The organism is Arthrobacter sp. 10T416 (genome assembly GCF_056394165.1).
On record NZ_JBFTHI010000001.1, the window covers coordinates 39,011 to 50,570 of the forward strand.

9 protein-coding genes are annotated in these 11,560 nt (G+C 69.2%); 5 read left to right on the forward strand and 4 right to left on the reverse strand.

The genetic code is table 11. The features are described 5' to 3' along the window. Positions 1-10: 10 nt before the first annotated feature. Positions 11-232 carry a DUF7455 domain-containing protein gene (locus AC1DBE_RS00170; RefSeq protein ID WP_476878812.1) on the reverse strand — a complete coding sequence of 74 codons (222 nt, stop codon included), beginning with the start codon at positions 230-232 and terminating at the stop codon, positions 11-13. 216 nt (positions 233-448) lie between these two features. Between AC1DBE_RS00170 and AC1DBE_RS00175 the strand changes: the two genes are divergently transcribed. After that, the gene (locus AC1DBE_RS00175; RefSeq protein ID WP_476969260.1) at positions 449-2,557 is read left to right on the forward strand and encodes a DNA gyrase/topoisomerase IV subunit B; all 2,109 of its coding nucleotides are present in this window, start codon (positions 449-451) and stop codon (positions 2,555-2,557) included. Positions 2,558-2,564: 7 nt separating this feature from the next. Here AC1DBE_RS00175 and AC1DBE_RS00180 read toward each other — a convergent pair whose 3' ends face one another. Beyond that, entirely contained in the window at positions 2,565-3,551 is a 987-nt protein-coding gene (locus AC1DBE_RS00180) for a M56 family metallopeptidase (RefSeq protein WP_476903458.1), read from the reverse strand. 6 nt (positions 3,552-3,557) lie between these two features. Next, positions 3,558-3,944, reverse strand: coding sequence for a BlaI/MecI/CopY family transcriptional regulator (locus AC1DBE_RS00185; protein ID WP_476969261.1), 387 nt, complete (start codon positions 3,942-3,944; stop codon positions 3,558-3,560). A 311-nt stretch (positions 3,945-4,255) separates the two neighbouring features. On the opposite strand from AC1DBE_RS00185, the gene AC1DBE_RS00190 reads away from it, so the two are divergent. The 3 genes from AC1DBE_RS00190 to cydD are packed head-to-tail and all read left to right on the forward strand — an operon-like array spanning position 4,256 to position 10,409. Next, positions 4,256-5,854 carry a cytochrome ubiquinol oxidase subunit I gene (locus tag AC1DBE_RS00190; protein WP_476969262.1) on the forward strand — a complete coding sequence of 533 codons (1,599 nt, stop codon included), beginning with the start codon at positions 4,256-4,258 and terminating at the stop codon, positions 5,852-5,854. Between the two features lie 34 nt (positions 5,855-5,888). Continuing rightward, entirely contained in the window at positions 5,889-6,938 is a 1,050-nt protein-coding gene (cydB, locus tag AC1DBE_RS00195; RefSeq protein ID WP_476969263.1) for a cytochrome d ubiquinol oxidase subunit II, read from the forward strand. A 6-nt stretch (positions 6,939-6,944) separates the two neighbouring features. After that, on the forward strand, positions 6,945-10,409 hold the full coding sequence (gene cydD, locus AC1DBE_RS00200; protein ID WP_476969264.1) for a thiol reductant ABC exporter subunit CydD: 3,465 nt from the start codon (positions 6,945-6,947) through the stop codon (positions 10,407-10,409). A gap of 97 nt (positions 10,410-10,506) precedes the next feature. Here the strand turns inward: cydD and AC1DBE_RS00205 are convergent, their stop codons facing one another. Beyond that, positions 10,507-11,025, reverse strand: a complete 519-nt coding sequence (locus AC1DBE_RS00205; RefSeq protein ID WP_476969265.1) for a DinB family protein — start codon at positions 11,023-11,025, stop codon at positions 10,507-10,509. Between the two features lie 64 nt (positions 11,026-11,089). Between AC1DBE_RS00205 and AC1DBE_RS00210 the strand changes: the two genes are divergently transcribed. Further along, positions 11,090-11,473 (forward strand): VOC family protein, encoded by a 384-nt coding sequence (locus AC1DBE_RS00210; RefSeq protein WP_476878804.1) that lies wholly within the window; start codon positions 11,090-11,092, stop codon positions 11,471-11,473. Positions 11,474-11,560 lie beyond the last annotated feature (87 nt).

An 11,560-nucleotide genomic window follows, 5' to 3' on the forward strand; every position in this document is an offset into this window, starting at 1 on the left:
GGTTGAACGTCTAGTCGACCGAAACCGGTTCCTTCTCCAGGAGGCGGCCCGACTCGTCGTGCCAGTCCGAGCTGAGCGGACGAAGGTTCGGTTCTACGGCGCGTGCGTGGTGAGCGCAGAAGAGCAGTTCACCGCCGGAGGCTCCGAGAACAACCCGGACGTATGCCTGAGCTCCGCAACGGTCGCACCGGTCAACGGTGGTGAGTGTGCGGTCCGCAACTGCTGTTGTCATGTTCGGCCTCCTTGGTAGATCGATACATCTATATAACCAGCATTCGTCACCATTCCATGGCAAGGATGGGACACTTTCGCTGTCCGCGTATCACGGCTCCATAACGCCCCGGGTCCGGCCGTCCGTGCGGGGGAGTGGCAACCCGGCGTAGGGCTCCAAGCCGACTAACCTAGGAAGAGCGTCTTTACGTTCCATCCCCGAAGGAGTTTCCGACCCGTGGCACCAAGCTCTGATTACACCGCCCGGCATCTGTCTGTGCTGGAAGGCCTCGAAGCCGTCCGCAAGCGCCCGGGCATGTACATCGGTTCCACGGACTCCCGCGGCCTGATGCACTGCCTTTGGGAGATCATCGACAACTCGGTCGATGAGGCCCTCGCCGGCTTCGGCCACGACATCAAGGTCATCCTGCACGCCGACAGCTCGGTGGAAATCCACGACGACGGCCGCGGCATCCCGATCGACGTCGAACCCAAAACCGGACTCACCGGCGTCGAGGTGGTCTTCACCAAACTGCACGCCGGCGGCAAATTCGGCGGCGGGTCCTACACGGCCTCCGGCGGCCTGCACGGCGTCGGCGCCTCCGTGGTCAACGCCCTGTCCTCCCGCCTTGATGTCGAGGTGGACCGCGGCAGCAAGACCTACAAGATGTCCTTCCGCCGCGGCGAGCCCGGCCGCTTTAAGGACCCCGGCACCAAACCGGACCCCGCCGCGGTGTTTGAGCCGTTCGTCGACGGCTCCGTGCTCGACGTCGTCGGCAAAGCCAAGCGCGGCGTCACCGGCACCCGGATCCGCTACTGGGCCGACCGCCAGATCTTCACCCCGGACGCGAAATTCTCCTACGAGGAGCTGGCCGCGCGCGCCCGGCAGACCTCGTTCCTGGTCCCGGGACTGAAGCTGACCGTTCGTGACGAGCGCAAGGTTCCCGGCACCCCCGGGGAGTTCGGCCCGCACGAGGAAATCTTCCACCACGACGGCGGCCTCTCCGAGTTCGTCGACTTCCTCGCCGCCGACCCGGCCGTCACCGACATCTGGCGGCTGCACGGCGCCGGCAAGTTCAAGGAAACCGTGCCCGTCCTGGACGAGCGCGGCCACAGCCAGCTGGCCGAAGTGGAGCGCGACTGCGAGGTCGACGTCGCCCTGCGCTGGGGCATCGGCTACGACAGCACCGTGCGCAGCTTCGTCAACATCATCTCCACCCCCAAGGGCGGAACCCACCAGTCCGGCTTCGAACAGGCACTGCTGAAGACTTTCCGCAAAGCCGTCGAAACCAACGCCCGCAAGCTCAAGGCCGGCAACGACAAGATCGAAAAGGACGACATCTTCGCCGGCCTGACCGCCGTGCTGACCGTCCGGCTCGCCGAACCGCAGTTCGAGGGCCAGACCAAGGAAATCCTCGGCACCTCGGCGGTCCGCGCCATCGTGGCCAAGGTGGTGGAGCAGGAGATCAACGCCAAGCTCACCTCTTCCAACCGCAACGACAAGGCCCAGTCGGCGCTGCTGCTGGAAAAGGTCGTCAGCGAGATGAAGTCGCGGATCTCGGCCCGCGTCCACAAGGAAACACAGCGCCGGAAAAACGCGCTGGAGACCTCCTCGATGCCCACCAAGCTCGCGGACTGCCGCACGGACGACGTCGCCCGCTCCGAGCTCTTCATCGTGGAGGGTGACTCGGCGCTGGGTACCGCCAAGCTGGCCCGCTCCTCGGACTTCCAGGCCCTGCTGCCGATCCGCGGCAAGATCCTGAACGTGCAGAAGGCCTCGGTGGGTGACATGCTCTCCAACGCCGAATGCGCCGCCCTCATCCAGGTGGTCGGCGCCGGCTCCGGCCGCAGTTTCGACATCGGGGCAGCCCGCTACGGCAAGGTCATCCTGATGACCGACGCCGACGTCGACGGCGCCCACATCCGGACGCTGCTGCTTACGCTGTTCTTCCGCTACATGCGCCCGATGATCGACGAGGGCCGGGTCTTCGCCGCGGTCCCGCCGCTGCACCGGGTGGAGGTCATCAACGCCGGCCAGAAGGCGAACGAGATGATTTACACCTACTCCGAAGCGGAGCTGCACGTGCTGCTGGCCCGCCTCGCCAAGGAAGGCAAGCGCTACAAGGAACCGATCCAGCGGTACAAGGGCCTGGGCGAAATGGACGCCGAGCAACTCGCGGAGACCACCATGGACCCGCGGCACCGGACCCTGCGGAAGGTCGGTATCGACAATGCCAAGCAGGCCGAGGAAACCTTCGACCTGCTGATGGGCTCAGACGTGGCGCCCCGCAAGGACTTCATCATCGCCGGGGCGGCCAGCCTGGACCGGGAACGGATCGACGCCTGAGCGCGGATTAGCCGAGCAGGCCCGGCACGATCAGCAGGGCCGTGGGCAGGGCGAGCAGCAGCAGGCAGGCTCCGAGGACGCCGAGGCGGGCGGCCTCCGGCAACGGCGGCTGCGGCGACAGCAGCCGGCTGACGCGCGAAACGGTGGTCACGGCCGAGCCGGCGCCACCGGTGGCACCGGGCTGACCGGCGTCGGACTCCATGCCCGCCTCGCCGAAGGCCATCCGGGCGCCGGCCGCGCCGGTGGAACCGCTCGCCACGATCGCGATCGCCTTGATCAGCGTGGCCTTGCTTTCCGTCTTCAGGGCCACGTCGTCGGCCAGCATCTCAATCAGCGAGTTGACGGCCTCCTGCGCGAGCCGGGTGGTCGGCAGCCAGGGCAGGGCCTGGCGCCAGGCCGCGAAGGCCCAGAGCAGCAGGTGGTGGCGTTGGCTGAGGTGCGCGTTTTCGTGGATGAGGACGGCCCGGAGTTCCCCGGGTTCCAGGGCTGCCATCAGCCCGTCGGAGAGCACCGTCACCGAACGCGCCCCGCCGGGCAGGCAGTATGCCACGGGGGAGTCATGGCTGATCACCATGGTTGCGGGCCCGTCCGCAGAGGGGGAGGCCAGCAGCGCGAGCAACTCGCGGTGCCGCCGTCGCTGGCGCTGGATCTTGTAATAGGTCAGCAGCAGGGTGAAGACCAGGTGGGCGCTGAGGAGAGCCGCGGCGGAGAGCGCGAAAATGTGCCAGAAGCCGAGGGCTGTGGTGGGCTCGTCGCGCAGGACCATGCCGGCCAGGGACCGGAGCCCGGCGAGCAGGTTCTCGCCCACCGGCTCCAGGCCGTAAACGAGCATCGCGCCGATCATCGACAGCCCGCCGGCCAGGGCGATGGCCTGCCAGAGCAGCATGGCCGTAAACGGGGACCGGGCCGGCCACTGGGCGCGGGAAAGAAGGATAGGTACCGGCCAGGCCAGTACTATCGCCAGGACCGCCAGAAAGTATGAGGTCCAGAACATCCGGTGTTAGCTGTGGCCCAGCAGTTTGCGCAGCGTCTCCGCCTCGGTGGCGGACACTGAACCAATGAAGCGGGCCAGGACGGCCTCGCGGTCCGGGGCGGAGCCGAGCACCTCGTGCATCAGTTCCGCCGTGTGGTCCGCGCGGCTCGAGACGGCCTGGTAGCGGTGCGGGCGGGTGCCGCGTTCGCGCTCCACCAGGCCCTTGCGCTCCAGCCGGGACAGCACGGTCAGCACAGTGGTGACGGCCAGATCCTTGCCCTCATGCCCGGCCGAGCCGCCCGCAGCCCGGGTGCTCTGCGCCAGCAGGTCACGCAGGGTGTTCGCAGTCGCAGCCTCCTGGCCTGCCCAGAGCAGGTCCATCACTGCCCGTTCCAGTTCGCCGAGACTTGCCATTCCGTACGTCCTTCTTGAATGCCACCCGGATGCCGATGCCGTCCGGGTGAGGTGCCGAATACTTCAGCATTAAATTTACCGCGAAATCCGCCCAGTTTCTACATGAGGTAGAACAAGGAGTCCGCGGCGTGTCGCCCGCCACGCCGGGCTGCGGGGCGTCCGGGCAGCCTTCGGGCGGCGACAGGTCCATTGCGGGCCCGGGTGTGCCGTGCCACGCTGGGTGCGGGAGGGCATGAAATTGTTCTACACTCTGTAGAAGTAGTACTTCTACGCAACGTAGAAATCTCGGGAACCTAGCCAAAGGGACTGCCTTGGACGCCTTGGAAATCGCACGCTGGCAATTCGGTATCACCACCGTCTACCACTTTATGATGGTGCCGCTCACAATCGGCCTGGGCCTGGTGGTGGCGGTGATCCAGACGCTCTGGTACCGCACGGGCCGGCCCGAGTACCTCAGGATGACCAAGTTCTGGGGCAAGCTCTTCCTGATCAACTTCATCATGGGCGTGGCCACCGGCATTGTGCAGGAGTTCCAGTTCGGCATGGCCTGGAGCGAATACAGCCGCTTCGTCGGGGACGTCTTCGGCGCACCCCTGGCGATGGAGGCGCTGCTGGCCTTCTTCGTCGAATCCACGTTCCTGGGCCTCTGGATATTCGGCTGGAAGCAGCTCAAGCGCGGCGTGCACCTGGCCTGCCTCTGGGTGGCAGTGATCGGCTCTGTCTTCTCCGCCTACTTCATCATCGTGGCCAACAGCTGGATGCAGCACCCCGTCGGCGTCGAAATGATCAACGGCAGGCCGGTTATGACCGATGCGTGGGCCGTCTTTACCAACAACACCGCCCTGGTCGCCGTGCCGCATACCCTCTTCGGGGCCCTGGCCGTCGCCGGGGCGTTCCTGCTCGGCATCGCCTGGTACCACCTGTGGCGCCGCCGCCACGACGGCATCGACACCGTGGGCGCCGACGGGAAAGTCATCCCCGGCGAGTCGGAGGTCCCCGGCCGCGACCGCGCGGATCACGCCGTCTGGATCCGCTCCCTCCGGATCGGCGCCGTCGTCGCGATGATTTCCTTCGCCGGCACCGCCATCACCGGGGACCTGCAGGGCAAACTGATGTTCCAGCAGCAGCCCATGAAGATGGCCGCCGCCGAGGCTGCCTGCCATGACGGCACCGGCTTCTCGGTGCTCAGCGTCGGCAACGTCGGCTCGAAGAACTGCGACGACGTCGTCGCCGTCATCGAAGTCCCGGGCATCCTGTCGTTCCTGGCCAAGGGCGACTTCACCACCGAGGTCAAAGGCGTCAACAGCCTGCTCGACCAGTACAAGGCCGACTACGGCACCCACCTGCCCAACAACCCGATCTACGGCGACCGTGCCGGCCAGGAAATCCAGTACGTGCCCGTGATGGAAGTGACCTACTGGGGCTTCCGCATGATGATCGGCTTTGGCGGTGTGGCTGCCCTTGCCGCCCTCGTGGCCCTCTGGGCGACCCGAAAGGGAACCGTGCCGGCCTCCCGCGGCCTGATGCGGCTTGCGGTGTTCGGGATCCTGGCCCCCTTCGGCGCCAACGCCGCCGGCTGGATCTTCACCGAGATGGGCCGGCAGCCCTTTGTGGTTGCCCCCAACCCGGACCCGAGCGGCATCGACCAGGTCTTTATGTTCACCGCGGCGGCCGTTTCCCCAGGCGTCTCAGCTGGCGAGCTGCTGACCTCACTCGTGGTGCTGACCGCGGTGTATGCGGTGCTGCTGGTGGTGGAGGTGAAACTGCTGGTGAAGTACATCCGCGGCGGCGTGGTCTCGGCGATGCCCGAGCTCACCCACGTCCCGCCGGACGAGAACGAGGACAACACCCCTTCCGGCGGCACTCCCGGCACACCAGGCGCCGACGACGTCCTGGCCTTCGCCTACTAACGGCCCTCCACAAGAAGCAGAGGAAATATTCAGCATGGAACTGCTACCGACCATCTGGTTCATTGCCATCGCGGTGCTGTGGACGGGCTACCTCTTCCTCGAGGGGTTCGACCTCGGCGTGGGAATGCTTATGAGGGGCTTCGCCCGGGACAACACCGAACGCCGCGTACTGCTCAACACCATCGGCCCCGTCTGGGACGGCAACGAAGTATGGCTCCTCACGGCCGGCGGCGCCACCTTCGCGGCCTTCCCGCTCTGGTACGCCTCCCTGTTCTCCGCCCTTTACCTTCCGCTGCTGCTGGTCCTGGTGGCCCTGATCTTCCGCGCCGTGGCCTTTGAGTACCGCGGCAAGGTGGACACCCCGCAGTGGCGTGCCCGCTGGGACTGGGCCATTGTGCTGGGCTCCGCCGTCGCAGCCTTCGGGGTGGGCGCGGCCCTGGCACTGACCACCACAGGCCTGCCCCTGAACGCTAACGGCGACCGCGAGGGCGGCCCGTTCTCCTGGTTCAGCGCCTACGCCGTGCTGGGCGGCCTCGCCGTCGTCGGCTTCTCCCTCCTGCACGCCCTGGCCTTCCTCGCGCTGAAGACCGACGGCGACATCCGCCACCGCGCCCGGCAATGGTTCGTCCGGCTGCTCCCGGTGCTGCTCCTCCCCATCGCGGGCTGGGCGATTGCCCTGCAGGTGCAGAGCGGCAAGGCCTGGACCGTGGCCGCCGTCGCTGCCGCCGTAGTGGCGGCCGCGCTGGCCTGGACTTTCGCCCGGCGCGGCGCGGAAGGCAAGGCCTTCCTCTCGCTCGGTGCCTTCCTGCTGCTGGGCAGCGCGTCCATTTTTGGCGCGGCCTTCCCGGTGGTGCTGCCTTCCACCCTGAACCCGCAGTTCAACCTGACGGTCGCCAACGCCTCCTCCTCGGACTACACCCTGGGCCTGATGACCGTGGTGGCCTGCATCGGGCTGCCCCTTGTTCTGGCATACCAGGCCTGGACGTACTGGGTGTTCCGCCGCAGGGTCAGCGTCCACCACATCCCGGAAGCGCACAGTTTCCTGCCCGCCATTGCCGCCAAGGCCCTGGCCCCGAAGGACTAGCCGCCGATGAGACCGCAGTTCCCCACCGGCCCCGCCACCCGTTCCGCGCTCTACCTGCTGGGGTTACTGGCGGCACTGAAAGCCCTGTCCCTGGTGCTCATGGGGCAGGCCGTCGCCGCCATGCTGGCAGGCCTCATGGTCCACAACCCCGCTTGGTCAGAGCAGCTGGCCTGGGGGCTGGCCGGTGTGGTGCTGCGCTCGCTCACCGTGTGGGCGCAGGCGGTGGCGTCGCGCCGCGCCGCCCTGGGTGTCAAGGAGGAACTCCGCTCGCAACTGCTGGAGCGTGCCCTGCACTCGGGAACGCGCACGGCGGGACCGGCCGACGGCGGCCTGGCTGTCCTGGCCACCCGGGGGCTGGACGCACTGGACAGCTACTACACCCAGTTCCTCCCCGCCCTGGTGAACTGCACGGCCATCCCGCTGCTGCTCGGCGCACGGATTCTCTTCGCCGACTGGGTCAGCGCCGTCGTGATCGTCCTGACCGTCCCCTTGGTGCCGCTCTTTATGGTCCTGATCGGCCGCTATACCGAGGACAGGGTCCGGGAGGCGCAGTCGGCCCTGGCCAGGCTCTCGGGGCACATGCTGGAACTGGCCAAGGGACTGCCCGTGCTGGTGGGCCTGGGCCGGGCCGCCGCCCAGCGCAAAGCCCTCGAGGACATCTCCGACGAATACCGCTCCAAGACGATGGCCACGCTTCGCACGGCGTTCCTCTCGGCGCTGGCCCTCGAGCTCATAGCCACGATCTCAGTCGCCGTTGTGGCCGTCTTCATCGGCGTCCGGCTGGTCCACGGGGACATGGCACTGGAGGCGGGCCTCCTGGCCCTGATCCTGGCGCCGGACTGCTACCTGCCGTTGCGTGAACTCGGTACCGCCCACCACGCCAGCGACGAGGGCCGGGCGGCGCTCGCGGACACCACTGAGGTCCTCGACGCCCGGCCGGCTGTGCCCCTGGCCCCGGAATCCGCCGGGCTAACAGCCGTGGTGGTGCCTCCGGCCGTCACCGTGACGGAACTGGCCGTCCGGTACGCCGGCCGCGGGGACGCCGCCGTCGGGCCGCTCAGCTTCAGTGCCGCGCCGGGCGGCATCACCGCGCTGGACGGCCGCAGCGGGGCCGGCAAGAGCACCATCCTGGGGGTCCTGGCCGGCACTGTCGGGACCGGCGGCGGTACCGAGGTCACAGGCCGGGTGGAAGGGTTTACGACGGCGGACCACGCCTGGGTCCCGCAGCACCCGGTGATGGTTGAGGACACTGTGCTGGGCGAAGTGCTGCTTTACCTGGGCACCGGCGCCGGCCGCTCACCGGAGCATAACGACGCCGCCGCCCGGCGCTGCCTCGCCGCGTGCGCCGCCGGACACCTGGCCGCGAAGCATCCCGCCGAGCTCAGCCCGGGTGAGCTGCGCCGGGTGGCTGTGGCCCGCGGCCTGGCCCGGATCGAGGCCGGCGCCACGGTGCTGCTGCTGGACGAGCCCACCGCCCACCTGGACCGCGCCTCCGCCGACGCCGTCACCCGCACCATCGCAGGACTCCGGGGAAAGGCAACCGTGCTGCTGGTGGCCCACGACCGGCAGACCCGGGAGCTGGCCGACCGGGTGGTGCCGATCGGGACCGCAGGGAAACCCGCCGCCCAGCCCCTTGCCGAATCCGGCGCCGAACCCAGCGCTGGGGGCACGGCAGCGGGGGGCACGGCCGCGGGGGTCGTCCCGCTGGGCAGCCAGCGTACTCCGAGTATCCGCGCCAGTGCCGGCGTCGGGGCTGCCGATGCTGACACCTCGGCCGGGCGCGGGTCGGCGGCAGCCCACGTGCGCCGCCTCCTCGCCCCCGTGGCCGGGAAATTCGCCGCGGCTGGTGCCGTCGGCGTGCTGGCCGCCCTGTTCGCCGTCGCCCTCGCCGGCCTGTCCGGCTGGCTGATAATCCGCGCCAGCGAGCAGCCGCCCATCCTCTACCTGCTCACGGCGATCGTGGGTGTGCGATTCTTCGGCGTCGGCCGGGCCGCACTGCGGTACACCGAACGCCTGCTGACGCACGACGCCATTTTCACCGCACTGACGCGCCTCCGCGGGCAGCTCTGGGAGTCGCTGAGCGGGCGGGCCCTGTCGCTGCGGCGGCTCCTGCAGGGCGGCAATGTCCTGGGCGCCGTCGTGGACGACGTCGACACCGTCCGCGACCTGCTGCCCCGTGTGGTGCTTCCACCACTGACCGCCCTGGCAGTGGGTGCGGCCGTCGTCACCGGGGTGGGGCTGCTGCTCCCGGTTGCCCTCCCGGCCGCGATCGCCGCCGCGGTGGTCAGCCTTGTGGCCGCGCCGGGCCTCGCCCTGCTGGCGGACCGGATGTCGGCCCGCGCGGAACAGCAGCTGCGCTCCGGCGTGCTGCGCCGGGTGGCTGCAGCGCTCGATGCCCGCGCCGAGTTGCACGCCAACGGCGTGGCCACCCCGGTCCTGGCCGCCATCCAGCGGGCGGACCGCGCCGCCACCTCAGCGTCGCAGAGGTCGGCCCTGGCCGAGGGCCTCGGGCATGCGCTCACGGTCCTGGCTTGCGGGGGCGCCGCCCTCGCCAGCGCCGTCCTTGTGGGGCCGCAGGCCCTGGCCGGAGCCGCGCAGCCGGCGATCGTCGCCGTCGTCGTGCTGCTGCAACTGGCACTTGTGGAGCCCTACTCGGCGACGACGACGGCGGTCCGGCAGTACCCGGCCCTCCGCTCGGTGCTGCAGCGCATCAGCGACTCCGGGGTGCTGGCGCCCGCAACGGCGGAGGCGGCCCGCGGACCCGTGGGAGTTCCCGCCCGGCCTCCCGCCCGGGACGCCGTCCGGCCGGGGCTGGAGCTGGAGGACCTGTCGGCGGCGTGGCCGGGGGGTGCCCCGGTGTTCACCGGGCTGTCCGCCACCGCTGAACCGGGCCGGTGGCTGGCCGTCACCGGGGCGTCCGGCTCCGGAAAGTCCACGTTGCTGGCCGTGATGCTGGGCTTCCTGCCGCCGGGCGGCGGACGTCTTGAGCTGACCGGCCGGGCGGCCTGGTGCCCCCAGGAGGCGCACCTGTTCGACTCCACGATCCGCGGCAACCTGATGCTGGGGCTACCCGAGGGGGAACGCCACGCGGCCGGGGACCCGGTCCTGGAAGACCGGCTGCTCGATGCTTTGGCCGCCGTCGGGCTGGACCAGCTCCTGGCCCGGCTCGATCGGGGCCTCGATACTCCCATCGGGCCGGCGGGGGCATTCCTTAGCGGCGGCGAACGTCAACGGCTGGCGGTAGCCCGCACGCTGCTGACCGGCGCCGACGTCATTCTGCTCGACGAGCCCACCGCCCACCTCGATGCCGAAGCCGGCCAGCTCCTGCTGGCCGAGCTTCGCAGCGGCCTGGCGGGGCGCACCGTGGTCCTGGTGACGCACAACCCGGACGACGTCAGCCCGGCGGATGCCCGGCTGGACCTCGACCGGGCCGCCCGGCCGCAGCCGGAAGCGGTGTTGGCGCGGGGCTAGGTCCGGGGCGGCGGGGGACCGTCAGCCGCGGGCGAGGGCGGCCCCGGAACGGGTGGGGAGCTGCGGTGGCCGGGTTAGGCCCTAGCCGGGTCAGGCGTTAGCCGTCCACATCGTGGAGGTGGTGGACGACGTCGTGCATAAAGTACTGCGCGAAGGTGAGCACCGTGAATTCCGAGCCGTTGCTGCGGGTTCCGCGCCGGCCCCACTCCTCCTCGGGGACCCGGCCGAAGGAGTCCGCGATCTGCTCGCCTTCGGCCGTTAGGGCGGCGCTGAGGTCCGCGGGATCGGCGTTGGCATAATCCTGTTCGAGCGCGGTGCGGTCCTGGTCCCAGTCCTCGAAGCGTGCGTCGTCGTCGGAGAGCATCAGGGCGAGCCGGTGGTCGAAGAGGCTGAACACATCCCTGACGTGGCACGCGTATTCGAGCGGTGACCAGGTGTCCTCATCGGGACGGGCCGCTGCATCCGGGCGTCGCAGCACGGAACGCCAGCGGGGGAGCATGTTGGCGAGCATCCCCGGCGTCGTCGCGGGCGTGCAAGTGGCGGCGTCGAATCCGCACTCGGGGCACGGCCGGGACAGCACCCAGGTCCAGTCTTTTTGATCGGGCACGATAGGCATGTGTGCAGTCTAGGGGAAGGAGTAAAATGCCTCTCGGGGGAAGGGCCTGGAAAGGGACATAGCCATGCTCAAAGACCAGCCGGTCGGCGCCGTGTTGCCGGCCGCGGACCTCGCCCGCGCGCGCGATTTCTACCGCGACAAACTCGGACTCGAACCGGATAATGCGAGTGCCGACGACAACCTGATGTACACGTGCGGCGCCGGGAGCAGGTTCCTGCTCTACCAGACGTCCAACGCCGGATCAGCCAAGAACACCCAGATGGGGTGGATGGTCACGGACCTGCCGGGCACTGTCGCGGAACTGCGCGCGGCCGGCGTCGTGTTCGAGGAATACGACTTCCCGGGCCTGAAGACCGAAAACGGCGTCGCCACCCTGCCGGACGGAAGTTCCGCAGCCTGGTTCCTGGACAGCGAGGGCAACATCCTGAACATCAACTCCGGCATGTAGCTGGCGCTCTGGCGCGGCTTGGCTCCGGGCTGCGACACACGTCGGCGGCCCGGGGCTGGCTGGCTGTGCTGTGGGCGTCGGCGCGCC